This is a genomic window from Pontibacillus sp. ABV4_188, from assembly GCF_056311905.1.
This window is the reverse complement of the sequence record NZ_CM149975.1, coordinates 3,911,015-3,931,833: the sequence shown is the minus strand read 5'-3', so window position 1 is coordinate 3,931,833 and position 20,819 is coordinate 3,911,015. Positions and strand designations below refer to the sequence as shown.

The following is a 20,819-nucleotide window of genomic DNA, read 5'->3' as shown; positions in this document are numbered from 1 at the left end:
GAAGAGGGTAGCCTTTAGAAAGGCTACCCTCTTTGTCTTATGCTCGACTCAACATACGATCTAATGCTTCCTTAGCATACTCTGCAATCTCACTGTCTACCTTGATCAGGTTATGAGGTTCATCTGATTCGATAGCCTCTAGGCACCATGCCAGGTGAGGGAGGTCAATGCGATTCATCGTTAAGCAGGGACACATGTTTGGGTTCAGGGAAATAATGTGCTTGTCTGGATGTTCCTGAATGATTCGGTTCACCAAATTCATCTCTGTCCCAATTGCCCACGAACTTCCGGGTGGAGCAGCTTCAATGGTTTGGATAATATGGTTTGTAGATCCGGCATCATCAGACATTGCAACAACCTCTCGTCTACACTCCGGGTGAACAATGATTTTCATATCTGGCTTTGTTTCCCGTAGGTGTTGAATGTTTTGAACAGTGAAATTCTCGTGAACGGAGCAATGTCCTTTCCATAAAATAACGAGAACGTCTTCTATATCTCCCTCATAGAATAGTTGCTCTGAAATTGGATCCCACACTGCCATTTGTTCAAGGGGAATCCCTAAGTCATAGGCGGTATTCCTGCCTAAATGTTGATCAGGTAGAAAGAGAATGCGTTCTTTTTGAGTGAATGCCCATTTCACCATAGCTTTTGCATTAGAGGAAGTGACGGTTGCTCCGCCATATTTTCCGACGAACGCTTTAATGGCAGCTGTAGAATTCACATAGGTGAGAGGTAAGATTGTATCCATAAACAAATCGCCAAGCTTACTCCACGCACGCTCTGTTTGCTTGAGATCAGCCATATCGGCCATTGAACAGCCAGCCCGCATATCAGGCAAGTATACATGTTGATTTGCCTTCGTTAATATATCCGCCGTTTCTGCCATGAAGTGTACTCCGCAAAAGACGATTGCTTCTGCATCTTTATTGTCAGCTGAAAGTTGAGCTAATTTCAATGAATCTCCGCGTGAATCTGCAAATTGAATCACTTCATCTTTTTGGTAATGGTGCCCTGGAAGGAATAGTCGATCTCCCATACGTTTTTTTACTCCGTGAACACGGTCCTCAAGCTCTTCTCTTGTCATGTGTTTATACGTATCTGGTAGTAGAGGGTGTTTGCTGTCTACCGCTTCGAATAAATTCATGCTAATGCCTCCTTATGGATGATTGCATTCACGCTTATATCTAATGAAGAAACAGAGTGTGTTAAACACCCTAGAGAAATATAATCAACACCCGTATCTCGGTAGGTAGCCAAATTATCTAAGGTAATACCTCCAGACGCTTCGGTTGTAATGGAAGGTGGAATGATTCTTTGTAATTCTTTCGCCGATTCAGGGGTCTGGTTATCTAGCATAATGCAATCGACCTGAGCCTTGATGGCTTCTCTTACTTGAGCCTCTGTTTCAGCCTCGACTTCGATTTTAATCATGTGACCGAGCTGTTGCCTGATCTGCTTTACAGCTGCCGTAATGGAACCGGCAAACGCGATATGATTATCCTTAATCATGACAGCATCATATAGGCCGTTTCGGTGGTTGAAGCCGCCGCCTGTTCGAACTGCATATTTCTCTAACATTCTAAGCCCGGGTGTCGTTTTGCGGGTGTCACATATGCGCGTGTGAGGACTATTTAACGTATCAATAGCTAGTGTGGTAAGAGTTGCAATCCCACTCATGCGTTGAATGAGATTCAAGATAACACGTTCTCCTTTTAATAAAGCTCCCATATGCCCTCGAGCAGTAGCCAAGGTCTGCCCCTTATGAATCCGCTCTCCGTCCTTACAATGAAGGATAACCTCAACAGATGGATCTATGATCTGATAGCCTTCTAGAATAATAGACTGCCCACAGAATACCCCGTTTCCTTTTGCCGTAAATTGCACTTCACCTGTAGCACTTCTCCCAAAGAGTGTATCGCTCGTCACATCTTCATCTCCGATATCCTCAATAAAAAATTGTTCAAGTAATGGCCGTAGCTTTACTGTATTCATCTCGTTCTCCTTTCTTTATTGGCACGGTGTGATTGATATGAACGGACTCCCATGCTTTTTTCTCAATTGGAAAATCACTTCGGCAATGGCCACCCCGACTCTCTTCACGTTGAAGGGCTGAAGAAGTGATCAGCCAAGCTGTCGTTAGCATAAACAGTCTAGTTATTTGCTCCGCGCTGCAAAAATCTAAAGTGTGCTCTAGCTGTGCTTCAAATTCGAAATCCTCAAGCCACTGCTTTAAATCTTGTAACGTTTCTTTCGTTCGAACAATGGCTGCCCCTCGCATCATTCGTTGTTGAATGTCTGCAATAGAAGGTAGGTCAGCGTATGGTAATGGCTGTGGTGTTTTCACTACTGGTTTCCCGATAGCTGGTAGGGGAGTTCTGGATAGATAGAGGGCTAACCGTTTTCCGTATACCAGTCCTTCCAATAATGAATTGCTAGCCAGACGATTGGCTCCGTGTACTCCTGTACAAGCCACTTCTCCAATGGCATATAACCCCTTAACGGTCGTAGCACCCACTTCATTGGTATGAACACCGCCCATTATGAAATGGCAACCAGGAGCTACGGGGATCTTGCCGCCTTCGATTTGTATGCCGTTGTCATAACAAAGTCTGGTCACGGCCGGGAAGCGCTCGGTAAACCCTTGGATCCCACTGATGTCGAGATAGACATCGTGCCCATACTCAATTTGCTTGTAAATGGTCTGGGCTACAATGTGCCGAGGGGCTAAGTCTTTTAAGGGATGAATATGTTCCATAATTCTTTCTCCCGCCTCGTTGATTAAGACCCCTCCCTCACCTCGAACCGCTTCTGTGACAAGACCTTTAGTCTCTTGACTCTTGTAAAGAAGGGTTGGGTGAAATTGAATGAACTCCATGTCTGTAAGTTTTGCTCCTGCTTGATAAGCAAGAGCTAGACCGTCCCCTGTGGCAGAAACTGCGTTCGATGTAAATGTATAAAGCTGACCGCATCCCCCTGTTGCAAGAACGGTATGAGAGGCAAGAAAGGTATGCGTTGTTCCGTCTGAACCACGTCCTTTTGCTCCACAGCAAGCTCCATCACGGTTAAGAAGGAGTGAGTAGGCCATCGTATCTTCCCATATGTTGATATGGTCGCCAACTTGATGGCGCAGGCAATCCACAATGGTTTTTCCGGTTTGATCGCCTCCACCATGAACGATCCGCTTATGGCTGTGAGAGCCCTCCATGCCGAGTAGTAGATTGCCGCTTTCATCCAGGTCAAAGTTACAGCCTCGGCTTACTAAATCGCTTATAATTTCTGGAGCCTCTTTCGTAAGCTGTAACACGGCTTCTTTTTGATTGATGTACCTTCCAGCTTCTAAGGTGTCTGTATAATGATGAAAAGGTGAGTCCTCAGGCGCCAGTGAAGCAGCGATCCCACCCTGGGCATAAGGAGAATTCCCTTCCCCAATGGACGACTTTGTGAGAACAATCACATTCATATCCCTGCTCAAACATGTAGCTAGTTGTAGGGCGGCAATTCCGCTGCCAATAATTAATACATCAGTATGTTCCATCGTATAACCCCTCCTGTTTTAACAGGTGTCTTGACACTTATATTTACACAGTTTTAAACTAATGACAAGAGTTTTGTATAGATTTTGGGAAGGGTGAGAACATTGAAACGCTATTTTGACTATGCTGCATCTTGTCCGATTGATGAAGAGGCGCTCCAAACCTATATGAGAGCTTCAAGGGAGTATTTCGCAAATAGCACAAGTTTGCACGATGAAGGAACAAAAGCGAAACGCCTTTTGGAGCACTGCCGAGAAACATTGGCTGATCTAATAGGGGGAGAAGCAAAAGGGTTCTATTTTACAAGCGGAGGAAGTGAAGCAAATTTCTTAGCTTTTCAAGCGCTTTTGTCTGCCCATTCTGGAAAACAGATCATTCTATCAGAAGGAGAGCATTCTTCTGTCAGAAACACCGCAATGAAATATGAAGCGGTAGGCTATAGGGTTACCAAGCTCCCCCTTAAAGAATCGGGGGTTGTTAATCTTGAAATCTTAAAATCTATTATGACAACGGATACAGCGCTCGTTTCCGTTCAACATGTGAATAGTGAAATTGGAACCATTCAGCCTATAAAAGAGATCTCACGCATCTGTCAGGAATCAGGAGCATTCCTTCATAGTGACTGTGTCCAATCATTCGGAAAGCTTGACGTGCAACAGGTAACTCGCTATGTAGATAGTCTTACGATTTCAAGTCATAAAGTTTATGGACCAAAAGGGGTGGGAGGCCTTTACTTATCACCAGCGAGTACGTACCAACCTTTTTTACCAAATGGTGTTCATGAGTCTGGCATGCGTGCTGGTACCTTAAATGTCCCAGGGATTGCAGCATTTACCGTAGCGGCACAGAAAAGTGTAAAAAACCTTTCAAAGAATCAGCAAAAGATTGAAGAATGGAAGGGACTCTTTATGAAGGAGCTTTCAAGCGTTTCAGACCGCTTCGATTTTGTTAGATCAAGTGTCGGAGTTCCTATAATAGGACTACTGATCCATCATATAGAAGGTCAATGGTTAATGGTAGAAGGCAACAGGAATGGCTTTCACTTTTCAACAGGGAGTGCTTGTCAGGTTGGAGCTCAGAAACCATCTGCTACTCTCTTAGCTATTGGGAAAACAGAAGAAGAGGCAAGAACCTTTATACGTATCTCATTTGGACGGGACCATACGAAAGAAGACGTGAAAGAATTGGCCGGCTGGTTACGTGGTGTCATCGAGGAGAGGGCTGCTACTGTGGTACAATAACGTCAAAGTTAAAAGAAGGAGTAAGCAGATGAGCGAACAACGAAAGATTCTAGGCGAAGAAAGAAGACACCTCCTGCTAGAGATATTAAGGGAGACAGGTGCTCCTATAAAAGGCGGTGAATTGGCAAAGCGAGCTAATGTAAGTCGTCAGGTTATCGTCGGTGATATTTCTCTGTTAAAAGCGAAAAACGAACCGATTATTGCCACAAGCCAGGGGTATTTGTACATGAAAGATGCACCGAGTGAAGTGTATGAAAGAACAGTTGCGTGTGTGCACTCACCTGAGGAAACCAAAGAAGAATTAAATATACTTGTTGACCACGGAGTTGTTGTAAAAGATGTTTCCGTTGAACACCCTGTGTATGGAGATTTGACGGCTATCCTCAGAATCTCCAATCGAAAAGAAGTAGAAGATTTCATACAAAAAGTAGCTTCAAAAAAAGCTTCTTACTTGTTGGAGTTAACAGGAGGGATTCATATGCACACGATTACCTCCAAAAATGAAGCTCACCTTCAAGAAGCCATTGACGCTCTTGAAGCAAGAGGGTTTTTAGCGCAGTAGTAGACAGCTTGTTTCTTCCTTTTAGGGAATTAAGATGACTGGCTGTTTTTTATAGCTGATGTTTTATGTTGATTTTGTTCCATGTAAGCCTACTTATGTGATGACTCTGATAAGGGGCGGAGCCCTGCCTTACTCGAGCTAAGGAGACGTTATACAACTTCTGATAAGGGGTGTCTGGGGAACGGGGAGACTCCTGCGGGAGAAAGAGGTCGACGAGACCCCGGACTGAACGCAGTGAGGGAGGAGGCTCGACAGCTCGCCCGCGGAAAGCGAGTCGTTCCCCAGGCACCCCTAGCACTCAATAAAAGTAACGCCCCCACACATACAAAAAACAACCGCGTTGCTTTTTTTTGAAGAGCTTGTTACGCTTAAATACTGAATATGTAGGTATGAACGAAATAAAAGGACGTGAACAGTAATGCAGCAAACAGTCGGATTTATTGGTTCCGGTAAGATGGCTCAGGCGATGATTGGTGGTATGGTAGGGTCAGAAGTGATTCCGAAAGACCAGATTATTGCAAGCGCGCTAACTCCCGCTACCCTTGACCATGTCTTTGAGATGTTCGGAATTCAAACGAATAACGATAACCGAGCAATTGCAGAAGTGGCAGATATTCTTATACTTGCTGTGAAGCCGTACTCATACGAGGCTGTTATACACGAGGTGCGTCATTCTGTAAAAGACGAAGCGATTGTTATTACGATCGCTCCTGGCATCTCCTCAAGTGATATTGAAGAAGCGTTTGGCAGAGAGGTAAAGGTTATTCAGGCAATGCCAAACACGCCATCTCTTGTTCAAGCAGGAATGACAGCGATCTCCCCTAACAAACAAGTAACGAAAGAAGAACTCTCTGTTGTTGTTCAACTTTTAGAAAGCTTTGGAGAGGTGGAGATTTTAAACGAAAGTCAGATGAAAGCCGTTCCTTCTATTAGTGGCTCTTCACCAGCTTATGTATATATGATTATTGAAGCTATGGCAGATGGCGGGGTTCGTCAAGGATTAACCCGAGAACAGTCTTATCGCATGGCGTCTCAAGCTGTTCTTGGTGCTGCTAAAATGGTACAAGAAACAGGCAAACACCCTGGGGAATTAAAGGATGAAGTTTGTTCTCCTGGTGGTTCTACAATAGAAGCGGTTGCTCGTTTAGAAGATGAAGGGTTAAGGGGCGTCCTCTTAGCCGGTATGGAAGCATGTACCGACAAAGTGAATAAAATGAGTAAGTAAGAGCTACCTTTTGGTGGCTCTTTTTTGTGTGCATGTTTTTGATTAAACGTGCAGCAAATACCTTTACAAATTTCGGGTATCGAAATATAATTAAAAATACTTAGGAGGCTAAGTAATGAAGCGAGATATAGAGAACTTGCTAGGCTATCACATTAATGTTGTTTCACATTTTATACAAAATCAATATAATCAAAAGCTTAGAGAACACGACCTTACTATGGCACAATCAAAGGTCTTATATTTCTTGTCTGAACACGGGGAACAAGCGCAGGGAGATATGCAGAAGCGTCTGTATATCAAAGGATCTTCTATGAATGGGTTAGTGGACTCCTTGTTAAAGAAAGAGTTAATTCATAAGCGTCAGAGACCTGAAGACCGTCGCACAAAGCTTATTTCTTTAACAGATAAAGGAAGTGAAATAGAAGGTCAATTATGGAGTTTAATTGATGGGATTGAGAAACAGCTCGGAGAAGGTTTTACAACAGAAGAGCAACAAGTCATCATTTCCTGGCTTAAGAAGATGAAGCATAATGTAGAGTCACTTTATTCAGAGTAACCTAAAGGAGGAATGGGGAATGAAACAGCAAAGTCAACGTCTTGGCACAGAGCCAATTCCTAAGCTGCTTCTTAATTTGTCAGTACCCGCTATGATCGGGATGTTTGTTATGGCGTTATACAACGTTGTTGATACGTTGTTCATAGCGCGTGGTGTTGGGATTAACGGTGTTGCAGGGGTAAGTATTAGCTTTCCAATCATGATGATTATTATGGCAATTGCTGCGGCGGTTGGGATTGGAGGGGCCTCTGTTATCTCAAGACGCCTCGGCGAAGAGAGGAAAGAAGATGCGAACGAGGTGCTCGGTAACCTCGTAATTATGATCTCTGTTGTGAGTCTTATTTCGATTGTTGGCGCATTTACGTTTATGGAACCCTTGCTTGCTTTGTTTGGTGCGACACCTGATATCATGCCATATGCCAAAGAGTATCTATTCCCCATAATGCTTGGGTCGATCTTTTTTGGATTTGCTTTTGCGTCTAACAATATAATCCGTTCAGAAGGCAATTCAAGGTTTGCGATGATTACGATGATCATTCCGGCTGTTTTAAATACGATACTTGACCCGATATTTATTTTTGGATTAGATATGGGGGTCAGAGGTGCTTCCGTTGCAACAGTTATTTCTCAAGCTTCCGTTACACTGGTCGTGCTTCGCTATTTTACCTCAGGAAAGAGTTCACTTGATGTTGGCTTAGAATACTTTAAAGCGCGGTTTGATTTGATGAAAGAGGTCCTTGTAATCGGATTCCCTGCCTTTGTTCGCCAAGTAGGTGGAAGTGCAATGATGATTGCCATTAATGCAATGCTTATTCGTTATGGCGGCTCATTTGAGGTTGGTGTCTTTGGTATTGTCCAAAAGGTGACCATGCTTGCCATTATGCCTATGATTGGAGTTCTTCAAGGTATGCAACCGATTATTGGCTATAACTATGGAGCGAAACAATACGGACGCCTCAGGGAAATTGTGTGGCTCGGTTTAAAGGTTTCAACAGTGATTTCTCTCGTAGTTTTTGTTGTCATGATGGCGCTCCCTGAGTTATTAATGAAAATATTTACAGGGGATCCGGCTGTCATAGAGTCTGGTGCTTTATCGATGCGAATTATTTTCGCCCTGGCTATTTTAATCGGAGCTCAAGTGGTCAGTGGAGGGCTTTATCAAGCTCTCGGTATGGCAAAGCCAGCATTTATTTTATCCGTTGCTCGCCAAGTGATGTTTCTTATTCCACTTGTCTTACTACTCCCTAATCTATTCAACTTGGGTGTAATAGGCGTTTGGCTGGCATTTCCTTTGTCAGATTTGCTGGCGTTTATACTTTCTGTATTCTTTCTATATAAAGATCGCGAACTCTTCTTTAAACCAAAAGACGGAGAAGGAACGGATCTATATGAAACAGCACAACCATCTACAACTACCTAAAAAGCGCCCTCATCAGAGGGCGCTTTTTCACGCTAAACTAGTGAAGGGTGCCAGGCACGCTTTAGGCGAGTAAAGGGTGTCTGGCACGTCTGTTTGCTTTAAAGCAGTGAAGTGTTTTTAATAAGGGTTGCTTTCTGAGTTTTTTGATTCTAATTTTCTTCTGACAGTGGCTGGATTTGTGTTGCTGTATTGTTTCGTATCTTGTCCGCCTGTTGTGTTAGCGAGGTATTCTTCAACTTCTCTGTAACTCATGCCTGAATGGGCGTTTTTAGATTTTACATCGTTTACATTGGTAGGTTGACTACGTCTTTTGGCCAATATCTTTCACCTCCTTTAAGGTTTAACATAAACAGATACAAGAAGATTTATCCGATGTGCTAAAGATATGTTGAGTCGTTCATAATAACTTAGAAAATGGGGTATAAGGGCAGTAGATGAGATATTGGAGGGTTCACATGAGAGATGCTCAAATAACAATCATAGGTGCAGGACTATCAGGCATTATGGCCGCTAGAACATTAGTGGAGAGAGGTGTAGAGGATGTTCAGCTTGTTGATAAAGGGAGGAGTGTTGGAGGTCGCCTGGCTACACGAAGGATAGAAGGCGGTAAAGCTGATCATGGGGCCCAATTCTTTACTGTACGTTCGAGCGAACTTCAAACATTCGTAAATGACTGGTTAGAAAAAGGGTGGATCAAACACTGGTTTGGTGAACCTTATCCTAGATATACGAGCATAGATGGAATGAATGCATTATCCAAAAAACTGGCGAAAGGGCTCGACCCAGTGCTTGAAACACGTATAACCACAATAAAAGAATCTATAGGTGGGTTCAAGCTTACTTCAGAGTCTGGTGAAACCTGTACAACGGGTGCTCTTATTATCACTACCCCTTTACCTCAAACGATTGCTTTGCTTGAAGAAAGTTCTGTGACTGTGGATTCTGAAGTCTTAGATCAGGTCAAACGAATAAACGTCGATCCTGCCTTTGTAGGACTGTTTGAAGTAACGTCAAATACGTCACTTCCCCCATCAGGGCACAAAGATGAAAATCTCCCAACAGGAGTAGAAAGAGTCGTCGACCACTATAAAAAAGGAATATCAGATATTCGGATTATAAGCATGTACATGAATGGGGAATGGAGTAGGGAATATTTAGAGGAAGAAGAAACTGAAATCATTCAACAGATGAAAGAAAAGATAAAGGACTATGTTCCGATAAGAAGCATTCTTTCAGCCCAAGTAAAAAGATGGCGATATGCTCAATCTACAAACATCATTGAAAAACCTTTTTTGAACTTACATGAAGCCCTTCCTTTATATATAGCGGGAGATACGTTCTTACACGAAGAGGATGAAGCAAACCGTACTCGATTTGAAAGTGCATTTCGCTCTGGAATAGCCGCCGGACGACATGTAAGTGGTTTGGTGAGACAGTTATAAGACTTGGATTCCAAGTCTTTTTTTGTGGATTCATCAAGAATCGGTCAGGATTGTTGAAGACTCGGAGTTGAGATACTTTCTTTTGTAGGGGCCGTTACGTTTAGTGAGAGTTAGGGGGTTCTGGAGAACGACTCGCTTTCCACGGGCGGCCCCACAAGAGGTGGGGTCGTTCGACGTTGACGATTTTAGTCGAACTTCCTCTTTCTTTTCAGAGCCTGTAATGAAAGCGTTAACAATTTTGATGTTTCAAAATGTAAACAAAAGGAAATACAGCAGTAAATAGGATGGTGATGATATGGAATAAAGAAGAAGTGCTCAATTTGCTTAAACCTATTTCTTCTAAAAAGCTTGCTATGTATAATGAAACGATAGAATAGACCGAAAGATCTTTACAGAAATACTTAATTTGGAGTGAAAACCTATGTTAATGGATTTTTTAGGTGGCATCAGCACAGCCTTGTGGGGCTATATTTTAATTGCTGTCTTACTTGGGGTTGGACTCTATTTCACAGTCATCACGCGTTTTATTCAGTTTCGCTTATTTAGTGAGATGTTTCGTGTTTTGTTTGAAAAAGAGTCAATAAAAAATGATGGTCATGGAACATCTGCCTTTCAATCTTTCACGATTAGTACGGCTTCCCGTGTTGGTACCGGGAATCTAGGTGGTGTGGCCTTAGCCGTGTCCGTTGGTGGACCAGGTGCTGTATTTTGGATGTGGATTATCGCCTTATTAGGCTCTGCCACGAGCTTTGTAGAGAGTACTCTTGCTCAAGTTTACAAAGTAAAAGATGAAGAGGGATATCGCGGTGGCCCAGCTTATTATATGGAGAAAGGGCTAAATAATCGAAAACTTGGTATTGCTTTTGCCATTATTATTACATTTACGTATGGACTTGTATTTAGTGCTGTGCAGTCGAATACGATTCGTTTAGCATTTGAAGAGTCATTCTCGGTGAATAAAGTGCTAATAGGCGCTGTTCTGGTAATAGGGGCAGCTGCTGTTATCTTCGGCGGTATCCACCGTATTGCTAAAGTTACACAGATCTTCATTCCAGTTATGGCTATTTTATATTTGTTTTTAGCAGGGTATGTGTTAATTACAAATATTGGTGCTATTCCGGATATGTTTGTACTTATTTTCAAGAACGCATTTGGTATTGAAGAAGTGGCAGGGGGTGCCTTTGGTGCGGCAATCCTGAATGGGATTAAGCGTGGTTTATTCTCTAACGAAGCCGGTATGGGTAGTGCACCAAACGCAGCAGCTGCTGCAGAGGTATCTCACCCGGCTAAACAAGGGCTTATTCAAACGCTTGGCGTATTTGTTGATACGCTACTAATTTGTTCAGCTACAGCCTTTATTATCATCTCTTCAGGGGACCCTGCTTCTTACATGAACCAAGAAAACGCAGTTGGAATTCAAATTACCCAACAAGCATTTGAAACTCATATGGGTTCCTGGGCCAATACATTCATTGCTATCGCGATCTTGTTCTTTGCCTTTAGTTCCATTATTGGAAACTACTATTACGGCGAAACAAACATGCAATTTATTAAGAACAGTCCAAAGCGAATCTTTTGGTATCGCCTTGCTGCTCTAGCGATGGTCTTCTTTGGTGCTATGGCCAAGCTTAATCTGGTATGGGTTCTAGCAGACATCACTATGGGAATCATGGCCCTCATCAACTTATATGCAATTGTTCGACTTTCTGGGGTTGCTAAAGAAGTTCTTCTGGATTACCGCAGCGATCGGAAGAAAGAGCATAAAACAAAGTTCTCCAAAAACCAAATAGAAAACAAAGAAGGCATCAGCCTTTGGGAATAATCACACGTGCCAGACACTCTTTAGTATGTTAAAGGGTGTCTGGCACGCTTTTTTGCTTTAAAGCATAATAAGAGGCTGCTTATTATAGAATAAGCAGCCTCAAGGGGGGGGGAAGGGGGTCTAGAATCTATTTATGATAAACCAGTCACTCTTCTGAACCTATTTGAAAAAGGGGGAGGGGCGAGCTCCGCCTTTTGTTTGTCTTAGAATGAGATTTTCTCTTTAAGATCTTTGTTGTTAATGTTGATTTCTGCGTTATTCATAATGTCTGATAGCTTCTCCGTGTTAGCTTGTCTGTTTAGAAGCTCTGTTTTTAATTGGTCTTTCATCTCATCAAACGTACCAAGAGAAGATGTGTCTTCTTTTTCCCGTTTATCCGTTACTTTAATAATGTGGTAGCCATAATCCGATTGAACAGGCTCACTAACTTCTCCCACTTCAAGGTTGTAGGCCGCTTGTTCAAATGGGTAGACCATGTCCCCTGTTGAGAAATAGTCAAGGTTACCTCCATTTTCAGCTGATGAAGAGTCTGTGGAATATTCTTTAGCTAGGGTAGCGAAATCTCCGTCATTACTTAGCTTCTCTATGACTTCATTTGCTGTTTCTTCATCTTCCACTAAAATATGCTTGGCTTGTACTTCTTGTTTCATATTCTCGTAGTATTCTTTCACTTCCTCATCGGTAACTTCTACCCCTTGAGTAGTGGCTTTCTCTTTTTGAAGTTGCGTTTTGAGAAAGTCTTTAAACTGAGCTTCATCTTTAAATCCATTTTGCTGTAAAGCAGATTCAAACTGATCGCCGTAAGATTCTTTTACTTTATCAATCTCAGCTTGAACTTCCTCTTCAGAAACAGAGTACTCTTCTGAAAGAACAGTGTCATAAAGCATTTCTTTTAATACGGCATCACCGTATTGGTCCACAAGTTTATTGTAAAATTCGTCTTTAGTAATGTTTCCGTTTGCTGTTTCAGCAACGACATCACCGTCTGCTGAAGCATTGCTGCAGGCCGAGAGCGTTAAAGCTCCAAGCGCTGCTACACAAAATGTGAGTACTTTCTTTTTTATCATTGTAAAACTCCTTTATTAGTTAGATAACGTGATTGTGACCGACTGTTTCGCTCCATCGCGGTAGAAGGAGAGTTCCATAGAGTCGCCCACTTCTTTCTCTTCATACATATATTTGCGCAGATCAACTAGGTTTGAAATCTCTTCACCATCGGCTCCAACAATCACGTCATATTGTTGCAGGTTAGCCTGAGACGCAGGAGATCCTTGTTCAACATCGGCTACAAGGACGCCGCCTTTAATATCGCCAGGAAGCTTCAACGTATTCTCGATGTGATAAGTGGAAACAGATGAAAGGTCCATTGTGGATACACCAATGAATGGGCGTGATACTTCACCGTTTCTCTCTAAATCTTCGATAATTGGTTTCGCCGTTTCAGAAGGGATGGCGAACCCTAATCCTTCTACTTCCTGCTGAGCAATCTTCATAGAGTTAATCCCAATAACTTGACCTGCGCTATTGATCAATGCCCCACCACTGTTACCAGGGTTGATCGCTGCATCTGTTTGAAGAACCTCTGTCTGGTAATCAGCGCGTCCGTCTTTGTTTAAGTCAACTGGCATCGCACGCTCAAGACCACTAATAATTCCTTTCGTTACAGAACCTGCAAATTCTAAACCAAGCGGATTGCCGATCGCAATCGCCGTTTCTCCCACTTGCAGATTGCTAGAAGAACCAAATTCAGCAACCTGTTTTACATGTTCAGCATTGATCTTCAATACAGCTAAGTCTGTTAAAGAATCACTACCTAAAAGCTCAGCTTCCACCTTCTCACCATCACTTAATGTCACATCTATAGATTGCGCATTTTCTATAACGTGATGATTCGTTACCACATACGCTTCATCGTTCTCTTTCTTATAAATTACCCCAGAACCTGTACCAGCTTTATTATTCTCTGCAAACAATTGGGATTGCTCATACTTCGTTACCCCAACCACAGCATCAGAGGCTTTACTCACCGCCTGGACGACATCTGAAGTATCTCCTTCAGACTTAGACTCTTCAATGGAAATGCTATCCCCATTACCCTCACCAGAATCCTGAGCAGCAACATTCGACTCCAGTGGCAACACGTTCAACTTAAACAAAGCAAAAGCCCCACCTACAAGTAAAACCGTCACAATAAAAGCAGTAGAAGCAAACTGAACTAACCAACCATAATAACTACGCTGATCACTCTTCCGTCTCTCAACTTGCTCATTATCAAACTGCTCACTCACAAAAGTAACCACCTTTCTATATTGTAAAATGATTTCTTTAAATATCTTGTACTTCATATTCTAACCAACACCTTTGGCAAATCTTCGGAACAAATGTGTAAAAAGTATGTAAGACAAAGAAAAGCGGAGGGGGCTTGGTCAGGGGCGTACGGATAAGCAAGCTACTGTAAGTCTGCGTAGCAGACTGGAGGTAGATTGCTTATCACGCTAGCCCCTAGCCCCCGTAGCTGGACATAAAGAAAAGCGGAGGCTGGCTTGGTCAGGGAAAAGAGGAAGTTCGACTAAAACCGCCACGTCCTGTGGCAACGTCGAACGACCCCACCTCGTGTGGGGCCGGATAAGCAAGCTACTGTAAGTCTGCAAAGCAGACTGAAAGTAGATTGCTTATCTCGCTAGGCCCTCCCCGCCGCTGCCTAGACAACGAAAAGTGAAGGACGGGACAACCAGAGAGAAAGCTCGTCACATCTAACACCCCCTGCGCCTCATAGGGCTAAACAGCACTTTTACAAAAACAGTTAACCTTTTTAAAGAAGTATACTCCTCCCCAGTCGCCTCCACTTCTCTAATGTGGCACAATAAAGGGAAAGAAAGACTAAAGGAGGAATGGGAATGAAGGACGCTACCATTGGAATTGTCGAAGATGATCCCCATATCCGAGAAATCGTTGAGGCCTATTTACATAAGGAAGGCTATAAGACAAACAGTGTAGATACAGCCGAAAAGGCCTGGGACATGTGGCAGGAAACGCCTCCTGATCTGTGGGTGCTTGATATTATGCTTCCTGGGATGAATGGGTATGACTTTTGTAGTCGTATTCGCCAAGAATCAGATGTTCCCATCATAATCATTTCAGCTCGAGATGAAGAGGTCGATAAAGTGCTTGGTTTAGAGCTTGGAAGTGATGACTACTTAACGAAACCATTTAGCCCTCGTGAACTTGTAGCACGTGTAAATCGAATGGTGAAGCGGTGGGAAAAGTACCATGATAAAGAAAATCAGGGAACCGAAAGCGACTCAACCTTAAAGAACGGGGACCTCACTCTTTCTATTGAAGAACGAAGGGTATTTTGGCAGGGGGAAGAAGTAGAGGTGACGGCTAAAGAATTCAGCTTACTTCAAATATTAGTCTCCCAAACGAATCGGGCTTTTTCCCGTGAGGAACTCCTCCATAAAGTGTGGGGCGACGATTATTTTGGAAGTGATCGGGCTGTTGATGATTTAGTGAAACGACTTCGGAAAAAGTTCGCCGATGTTCCTATTGAAACCGTTTGGGGTTATGGGTACCGCTTACGAGAACGCGAGGCGTAAACAATGAAGTTACTTTATCAATTAAATGCTGCTTTTACGGCGCTGTTGATTATCATCATGTCTGTTACAGCCTTTTTTATCTATTCCTTATTGCTTGATATCCTTATTCAGGACCAGCAGGATGAGCTCCAAACAAACGGAAACTTAATCTTAAATTTCTTGTATGAAGACCCATCCGGAAGAGGCAAGCTGAGTCGACTCATTGAGAGTAATGATTATAAGATCTTGATTATGGATCCTGATGAAAACTCTCCGTTAGCAACAAATCTTCCAGAATCAACGGCCAGAAGTTGGGCGTCTGAATTTGAAACGAAAGATGAGCAAAAGGGTCTTCGTAAAATGAACGGGGAAAACTATGTCGTATCAAAGCTTGGCTATCGTTTCCAGGGACAAGAATACCTGCTTATTTTAGCTACACCTGTAGAAGAACTTCAGGCCATTCAGTCCATCTTTGCTGTACGCATGATGATTGTCTTTGTCATTGGAATTGCCATAGCTATATTATTTAGTTACTTATTAACGAAGCGTCTTGTCACACCTCTAAGTCGTTTAAAGAGAGAAGTAAAAAAGATTGAGAATCGCCAATTCAGCGAAATTAAACCGGTGAATGCAAGTGGTGAAATTGGAGAAGTTGAACAGAGTGTCATGGATATGGCTAAAGAATTGGACCAGTACATCCGCTCTCAGAAGCACTTTTTCCAAAATGCTTCTCATGAATTGAAGACCCCTCTTATGACCATTCAAGGGTACGCGGAAGGTGTAAAAGATGGAGTTTTTGAAGGTGATGCGGCTGATCGAAGCTTAGATCTTATCGTTAAAGAGAGTGATCGGCTCAAGAAGATTGTGAATGAAATTATTTTATTAGCCAAGCTCGACAGTGAGGATGGAATTTATAATCCAGTTTATACACCTGTCCAACGACTCTTAGAAGATACAAAGGAACGAATGGATTTCCTTGCCTCAGAAAAAGGAATTTCATTAAACGTTACAGTTGAGGAACAAAGACATCTTTACGTTGATGAGGAAAAAATGCTTCAAGCCCTGATTAACATTGTAGGGAATGGAATAAGGCATGCTTCAACTGAAGTGAACTTACGTGCTTACGCGGAAGATACCCAGCTTATTTTGGAAATTGAAGATGACGGCAAAGGAGTTCCTGAGGAGTTGCTTCCTCAACTATTCCATCGATTTGTAAAAGGGAAAGAAGGAGAAACAGGGTTAGGTCTCGCTATCTCAAGGGCCATTGTTGAAAGGAGTTACGGGACAATCCATGTGAGTAATAAAGAGCAGGGTGGTGCGGTATTCAGGCTTATCTTCCCATCTTCTTCTAGCTAGTAAGCGGATCGATAGGAAATGCGAATAGTGTGTGGTAGGTTAGGAAATGTTAGAAAAGAAAGCGAGTGATTCATATGGATAAGATTTCGATTACAGCCATTTTCACACCCAAAGAAGGTGCGGAGGAGCAAATGCTCCAAGAATTAAAGAAAGCCCAACAAGCCTCAAGGAAAGAAGAGGGTTGTCTACAATATGATCTTCATAAGTCGATTAAAGATGAGACGCTTGTTCTTCATGAGCAATATGAAAATATGGATGCTTTGAACCACCATATTGAATCAGATCATTACAAAACGTATAGGGAAAATACGGCAGATTTAGTAGCGAAGCGTGAAGTATACAAGGTTAAAGAAATTTAAATCATAAAAAGCGCAACTCCTGTAATAGGAGTTGCGCTTTTCTAGTTGCGAAGAAGCACAAGATTTATTGTTCTTTTAAGGCTTCAACCATTTTCTCTGCAGCACTTTCGCTAGACATTGGATTTTGACCTGTAACAAGGTTCCCATCACGTACAGCGTGAACGGACCAATCTTCTCCCTTAGAGAAATTAGCTCCTTTGTTACGCAATTCTGTTTCAAGCATGAATGGCATATGCTGATCTAAATTCATGCCGATTTCTTCAGAATCTGTGAAACCAGTGACTTTCTTTCCTTTTACAATCGGTTGTCCATTTTCGTAAGTGGCGTTGACAAGTCCGCTTGGACCGTGACAAACAGAACCAATGACATTACCTTGTTCAGCATGTTGCTGAAGCACATATTGAAGAGTTTCGCTATCAGGGAAATCAAACATGGTACCATGTCCACCTGGAAGGAAGATGCCGACAAATCCTTGAGCGTCTTCTTTTGATAATTGAGCTGTATCTTTTAGAAGCTCTTGGGCTTCGGCCCATTCGCTTACTTCTTCTTCTGGAATGCTGTTAGGATCGAGAGGAACTTCTCCGCCCTTAATACTTGTGACTTTCACATCGTATCCGGCTTCTTTAAATGCATTGTAAGGAACAGCGTATTCTTCAAGCCATAATCCTGTTTTATGATCATCAGTGATTTTCGTATGATTTGTTACGACCATTAGGACCTTTTTATTACTCATTATAAAAAACCTCCTTGAAGTAAATGCATCTTAGTTTAAGTTACTCTCATATATTTATGCGAGTAGTGGTTGGTTAAACCGTGAGTACAGTTATACCATGGTGATGATTTGTTAAAAAGAAAAGTGCTCACCAGGGTAACTAAATGGCTCTTTGTGTTTTTTATCCTTAAAATCCTTTATAATAGGTAGTACTAAAAAGATATGGGAGTTGCAAACAATGAACGGACAGAATCGAAAAGACATCCAACCAGGTAAAGAAGTGGATATTGTATTGAAGCAAGACCAACGTACAGGAAAGCTAACACATGGAATCGTGAAGGATTTGTTGACTAAATCAAGTTCACATCCTCATGGCATTAAAGTAAGACTTGAAGACGGACAAGTAGGCCGTGTTAAAAAGGTTTATTAAGCAGAAACGTCTAGTTAAAGGAAGGGCTACATATGAGCATTTTATCAGTAGAAAATTTATATAAGACGTACGGAGACAAAGATCTCTTTAACGAAATATCCTTTACAATCGGAGAGCGAGAACGTATAGGGTTAATTGGTGTGAACGGAACGGGTAAATCAACGCTCTTAAAAGTGTTGGCTGGCGTAGACACTGCTGAAAAAGGGACTATGGACCATGCCAATGACTTTCATATCGAGTACTTGCCTCAAGAACCACAGCTAAACCACGATCTTACGGTTCTTGAACAAATCTACTATGGTGAATCCACAATCATGAAAACGATGCGTCAATATGAACAAGCGTTACGTGAGTTAGAGGGAGAACCTACGAATGAGCGTAAGCAAGAACACCTTTACAAAGCCCAGCAAAAGATGGATGAGCATGATGCATGGGAGGCGAACACGGTTGCGAAAACCATTCTAACAAAGCTTGGTATTCGTAACTTTGATCAATCTGTTAGTGCCTTATCAGGTGGACAAAAGAAGCGCGTAGCCATCGCAAAAGCGCTTATTCAACCAGCTGACTTGCTTATTCTTGATGAGCCGACTAACCATCTGGATAATGAAACGATTGAATGGATGGAAAGTTTCTTGGGTCAATATAAAGGGTCTCTTTTAGTTGTGACACACGATCGTTATTTCTTAAATCGTGTAACGAATCGTATTTACGAATTGGATAAAGGAAACCTTTATATTTACGACGGAAACTATGAAGTGTTTTTAGAAAAGAAAGCAGAGCGTGAAGAACAAGAGATTGCAAATGAACAGAAGCGACAAAACACGCTTCGTAGGGAACTTGAGTGGTTGCGCCGGGGTCCGAAAGCGCGCGGTACAAAGCAAAAGGCTAGGAAAGACCGTGCAGAAGCGCTTCGTGATCAGAAAGTAGAGCGAGCAGATGGAGAAGTTGATATCGCCATTGGTTCAACTAGGTTAGGGAATGATGTGTTTGAGCTTGTTGGTGTGACAAAATCATATGAAGGACATACCGTGGTGGATGATTTTAGTTATCTGGTCGTGCCAGGTGAACGTCTTGGGATTATTGGACCGAATGGAAGCGGAAAGACGACGCTCCTGAATATGATTGCAGGAAAGATCACACCTGACATAGGCGTCATCTCGACGGGACAAACCGTCAAAGTCGGCTATTATACACAGGATCATCAGGAAATGGATGAATCTCTACGCGTAGTTGAGTATATCAAGGAAGAAGCAGAAGTCGTTCAAACCATTGAAGGGGATACCATTACAGCAGAACAGATGCTCGAACGTTTCATGTTCCCTCGTTATATGCAGTGGACGTACATTTCGAAACTCTCAGGAGGAGAACGCCGCCGCCTGTACTTATTACGTGTCCTTATGCAAGAACCTAACGTCTTATTGCTAGATGAGCCAACGAACGATCTTGATACTCAAACGTTAACAATTCTTGAGGAATATCTAGACTCGTTCCCGGGTGTCGTTATTACGGTTTCTCACGATCGGTATTTCCTTGATCGAGTAGTCGATCATTTAATCGCTTTTGAAGACAAACGCATTCGCAGATTCCAAGGAAACTACACAGAATATCTCGAAATTCGGAAACAAGAAGAAGGTGAAGCATTAGCGGCAGAACGTCAAAAGGCAAAAGAGGAAAAGAAAGCCTCTCCTCACCAGCGCCAAAAACGCCGCAAGCTTTCATACCATGAACAGCAGGAATGGAATACCATCGAGGACCGAATTGAACAATTAGAACTTCGCTATGAAGAAGTCCAAAACGAAATTACCGAAACAGGTAGTGACGCGGTTCGCGCTCAAGAATTGATGAATGAAATGAAACAATTAGAAGAACAAATTGAGCAAGCGATGGAGCGTTGGGAAGAGTTATCTACGATTATTGAAGAGTCGAAGCAATAAAGATAAAAAGCATGGATTTTCGATAACGAAAATCCATGCTTTTTTGTTTGCGCTTTTCAGGATCTAGCTCCGGGGGCTAGGGGCTAGCGAGATAAGCAAACTACCTGCAGTGGCTAATCGCCACTTCCGGCATTTTACTTATCCGTACGCCCCTGGGCGAGCCCCCTGCGCTTTTCAGGATCTAGCTCCGGCTCCTAGCCCCTAGCGTCATAAGCAATCTAACTCCAGTGGCTTTCTGCCACTTCCGTTAGCTTGCTTATGCGGCCCCACACGATGTGGGGTCGCTCGACGTTGTCACAGGACGTGACGGTTTTAGTCGAGCTTCCTCTTAGGCTGAACAGTCGCCTTTGCTTTTCTAGATCTAGCTCCGGCGGGGAGGGCCTAGCGCGATAAGCAATCTACTTCCAGTCTGCTATGCAGACTTGCAGCAGCTTGCTTATCCGTACGGCCCTGGGCACCCCGTCTGCGCTTTTCTACGATCTAGCTCCGGGGGCTAGGGGCTAGCGAGATAAGCAAACTACCTGCAGTGGCTAATCGCCACTTCCGGCATTTTGCTTATCCGTACGCCCCTGGGCGAGCCCCCTGCGCTTTTCAGGATCTAGCTCCGGCTCCTAGCCCCTAGCGTCATAAGCAATCTAACTCCAGTGGCCTT

At 42.9% G+C, this 20,819-nt stretch carries 19 protein-coding genes; 12 read left to right on the top strand and 7 right to left on the bottom strand.

The annotated features are described in order from the left end of the window. Positions 1-37: 37 nt before the first annotated feature. The 3 genes from nadA to nadB are packed head-to-tail and all read right to left on the bottom strand — an operon-like array spanning position 38 to position 3,535. Positions 38-1,144: a quinolinate synthase NadA gene (nadA, locus tag ACYX4O_RS19690; RefSeq protein ID WP_476353389.1), complete on the bottom strand. Its 1,107-nt coding sequence runs from the start codon at positions 1,142-1,144 to the stop codon at positions 38-40. Continuing rightward, positions 1,141-1,992, bottom strand: coding sequence for a carboxylating nicotinate-nucleotide diphosphorylase (gene nadC / locus ACYX4O_RS19685; RefSeq protein ID WP_476353387.1), 852 nt, complete (start codon positions 1,990-1,992; stop codon positions 1,141-1,143). The genes nadA and nadC overlap by 4 nt, the downstream gene beginning before the upstream one ends. Further along, a complete protein-coding gene (nadB, locus tag ACYX4O_RS19680; protein WP_476353385.1) occupies positions 1,961-3,535 on the bottom strand; it encodes an L-aspartate oxidase in 1,575 nt (524 codons plus the stop codon). The genes nadC and nadB overlap by 32 nt, the downstream gene beginning before the upstream one ends. A 93-nt stretch (positions 3,536-3,628) precedes the next feature. Here nadB and ACYX4O_RS19675 point away from each other — a divergent pair, with 93 nt between their 5' ends. The 5 genes from ACYX4O_RS19675 to ACYX4O_RS19655 all read left to right on the top strand — a co-directional run bounded on the left by ACYX4O_RS19675 (position 3,629) and on the right by ACYX4O_RS19655 (position 8,537). Then, positions 3,629-4,774 (top strand): IscS subfamily cysteine desulfurase, encoded by a 1,146-nt coding sequence (locus tag ACYX4O_RS19675; RefSeq protein WP_476353383.1) that lies wholly within the window; start codon positions 3,629-3,631, stop codon positions 4,772-4,774. A gap of 28 nt (positions 4,775-4,802) precedes the next feature. Then, positions 4,803-5,336, top strand: coding sequence for a 3H domain-containing protein (locus ACYX4O_RS19670; protein WP_476353381.1), 534 nt, complete (start codon positions 4,803-4,805; stop codon positions 5,334-5,336). Positions 5,337-5,754: 418 nt separating this feature from the next. Next, entirely contained in the window at positions 5,755-6,561 is an 807-nt protein-coding gene (proC, locus tag ACYX4O_RS19665; RefSeq protein WP_476353379.1) for a pyrroline-5-carboxylate reductase, read from the top strand. A 115-nt stretch (positions 6,562-6,676) separates the two neighbouring features. Then, entirely contained in the window at positions 6,677-7,117 is a 441-nt protein-coding gene (locus tag ACYX4O_RS19660) for a MarR family winged helix-turn-helix transcriptional regulator (RefSeq protein WP_476353377.1), read from the top strand. A 19-nt stretch (positions 7,118-7,136) separates the two neighbouring features. After that, on the top strand, positions 7,137-8,537 hold the full coding sequence (locus ACYX4O_RS19655; RefSeq protein WP_476353375.1) for an MATE family efflux transporter: 1,401 nt from the start codon (positions 7,137-7,139) through the stop codon (positions 8,535-8,537). Positions 8,538-8,654: 117 nt separating this feature from the next. On the opposite strand, the gene ACYX4O_RS19650 is transcribed toward ACYX4O_RS19655, so the two are convergent. Next, complete coding sequence (locus tag ACYX4O_RS19650) at positions 8,655-8,855, bottom strand: gamma-type small acid-soluble spore protein (RefSeq protein WP_188650803.1); 201 nt, start codon at positions 8,853-8,855, stop codon at positions 8,655-8,657. Between the two features lie 137 nt (positions 8,856-8,992). Here ACYX4O_RS19650 and ACYX4O_RS19645 point away from each other — a divergent pair, with 137 nt between their 5' ends. Then, positions 8,993-9,979 carry an NAD(P)/FAD-dependent oxidoreductase gene (locus ACYX4O_RS19645; RefSeq protein ID WP_476353372.1) on the top strand — a complete coding sequence of 329 codons (987 nt, stop codon included), beginning with the start codon at positions 8,993-8,995 and terminating at the stop codon, positions 9,977-9,979. A gap of 427 nt (positions 9,980-10,406) precedes the next feature. Next, positions 10,407-11,801, top strand: a complete 1,395-nt coding sequence (locus ACYX4O_RS19640; protein WP_476357216.1) for an alanine/glycine:cation symporter family protein — start codon at positions 10,407-10,409, stop codon at positions 11,799-11,801. Between the two features lie 203 nt (positions 11,802-12,004). Here ACYX4O_RS19640 and ACYX4O_RS19635 read toward each other — a convergent pair whose 3' ends face one another. Together ACYX4O_RS19635 and ACYX4O_RS19630 are read right to left on the bottom strand one after the other, a co-directional pair. Beyond that, a complete protein-coding gene (locus ACYX4O_RS19635) occupies positions 12,005-12,868 on the bottom strand; it encodes a peptidylprolyl isomerase (RefSeq protein ID WP_476353370.1) in 864 nt (287 codons plus the stop codon). Positions 12,869-12,883: 15 nt separating this feature from the next. Continuing rightward, positions 12,884-14,146, bottom strand: a complete 1,263-nt coding sequence (locus tag ACYX4O_RS19630; RefSeq protein WP_476353368.1) for a S1C family serine protease — start codon at positions 14,144-14,146, stop codon at positions 12,884-12,886. A 552-nt stretch (positions 14,147-14,698) separates the two neighbouring features. Here ACYX4O_RS19630 and ACYX4O_RS19625 point away from each other — a divergent pair. The 3 genes from ACYX4O_RS19625 to ACYX4O_RS19615 all read left to right on the top strand — a co-directional run bounded on the left by ACYX4O_RS19625 (position 14,699) and on the right by ACYX4O_RS19615 (position 17,091). After that, entirely contained in the window at positions 14,699-15,397 is a 699-nt protein-coding gene (locus ACYX4O_RS19625) for a response regulator transcription factor (RefSeq protein ID WP_476353366.1), read from the top strand. Positions 15,398-15,400: 3 nt separating this feature from the next. Continuing rightward, on the top strand, positions 15,401-16,732 hold the full coding sequence (locus ACYX4O_RS19620) for a sensor histidine kinase (protein WP_476353364.1): 1,332 nt from the start codon (positions 15,401-15,403) through the stop codon (positions 16,730-16,732). 74 nt (positions 16,733-16,806) lie between these two features. Beyond that, the gene (locus tag ACYX4O_RS19615; protein ID WP_476353362.1) at positions 16,807-17,091 is read left to right on the top strand and encodes a putative quinol monooxygenase; all 285 of its coding nucleotides are present in this window, start codon (positions 16,807-16,809) and stop codon (positions 17,089-17,091) included. Between the two features lie 64 nt (positions 17,092-17,155). Here the strand turns inward: ACYX4O_RS19615 and ACYX4O_RS19610 are convergent, their stop codons facing one another. Continuing rightward, positions 17,156-17,824: a type 1 glutamine amidotransferase domain-containing protein gene (locus tag ACYX4O_RS19610; RefSeq protein ID WP_476353360.1), complete on the bottom strand. Its 669-nt coding sequence runs from the start codon at positions 17,822-17,824 to the stop codon at positions 17,156-17,158. A gap of 217 nt (positions 17,825-18,041) precedes the next feature. Between ACYX4O_RS19610 and ACYX4O_RS19605 the strand changes: the two genes are divergently transcribed. Beyond that, positions 18,042-18,233, top strand: coding sequence for a YwbE family protein (locus tag ACYX4O_RS19605; RefSeq protein WP_036780253.1), 192 nt, complete (start codon positions 18,042-18,044; stop codon positions 18,231-18,233). A gap of 32 nt (positions 18,234-18,265) precedes the next feature. Further along, the gene (locus ACYX4O_RS19600) at positions 18,266-20,167 is read left to right on the top strand and encodes an ABC-F family ATP-binding cassette domain-containing protein (RefSeq protein ID WP_476353358.1); all 1,902 of its coding nucleotides are present in this window, start codon (positions 18,266-18,268) and stop codon (positions 20,165-20,167) included. Positions 20,168-20,819: the final 652 nt, after the last annotated feature.

Bases quoted from the DNA above. Each gene is read 5' to 3' on its own strand.
- ACYX4O_RS19655 (WP_476353375.1), top strand. From the start codon at position 7,137: ATGAAACAGCAAAGTCAACGTCTTGGCACAGAGCCAATTCCTAAGCTG.
- nadB (WP_476353385.1), bottom strand. From the start codon at position 3,535: ATGGAACATACTGATGTATTAATTATTGGCAGCGGAATTGCCGCCCTA.
- ACYX4O_RS19645 (WP_476353372.1), top strand. From the start codon at position 8,993: ATGAGAGATGCTCAAATAACAATCATAGGTGCAGGACTATCAGGCATT.
- ACYX4O_RS19660 (WP_476353377.1), top strand. From the start codon at position 6,677: ATGAAGCGAGATATAGAGAACTTGCTAGGCTATCACATTAATGTTGTT.
- ACYX4O_RS19620 (WP_476353364.1), top strand. From the start codon at position 15,401: ATGAAGTTACTTTATCAATTAAATGCTGCTTTTACGGCGCTGTTGATT.
- ACYX4O_RS19605 (WP_036780253.1), top strand. From the start codon at position 18,042: ATGAACGGACAGAATCGAAAAGACATCCAACCAGGTAAAGAAGTGGAT.
- ACYX4O_RS19615 (WP_476353362.1), top strand. From the start codon at position 16,807: ATGGATAAGATTTCGATTACAGCCATTTTCACACCCAAAGAAGGTGCG.
- ACYX4O_RS19600 (WP_476353358.1), top strand. From the start codon at position 18,266: ATGAGCATTTTATCAGTAGAAAATTTATATAAGACGTACGGAGACAAA.
- ACYX4O_RS19610 (WP_476353360.1), bottom strand. From the start codon at position 17,824: ATGAGTAATAAAAAGGTCCTAATGGTCGTAACAAATCATACGAAAATC.
- ACYX4O_RS19625 (WP_476353366.1), top strand. From the start codon at position 14,699: ATGAAGGACGCTACCATTGGAATTGTCGAAGATGATCCCCATATCCGA.
- ACYX4O_RS19630 (WP_476353368.1), bottom strand. From the start codon at position 14,146: ATGAAGTACAAGATATTTAAAGAAATCATTTTACAATATAGAAAGGTG.
- nadC (WP_476353387.1), bottom strand. From the start codon at position 1,992: ATGAATACAGTAAAGCTACGGCCATTACTTGAACAATTTTTTATTGAG.
- ACYX4O_RS19635 (WP_476353370.1), bottom strand. From the start codon at position 12,868: ATGATAAAAAAGAAAGTACTCACATTTTGTGTAGCAGCGCTTGGAGCT.
- nadA (WP_476353389.1), bottom strand. From the start codon at position 1,144: ATGAATTTATTCGAAGCGGTAGACAGCAAACACCCTCTACTACCAGAT.
- ACYX4O_RS19670 (WP_476353381.1), top strand. From the start codon at position 4,803: ATGAGCGAACAACGAAAGATTCTAGGCGAAGAAAGAAGACACCTCCTG.
- ACYX4O_RS19640 (WP_476357216.1), top strand. From the start codon at position 10,407: ATGGATTTTTTAGGTGGCATCAGCACAGCCTTGTGGGGCTATATTTTA.
- proC (WP_476353379.1), top strand. From the start codon at position 5,755: ATGCAGCAAACAGTCGGATTTATTGGTTCCGGTAAGATGGCTCAGGCG.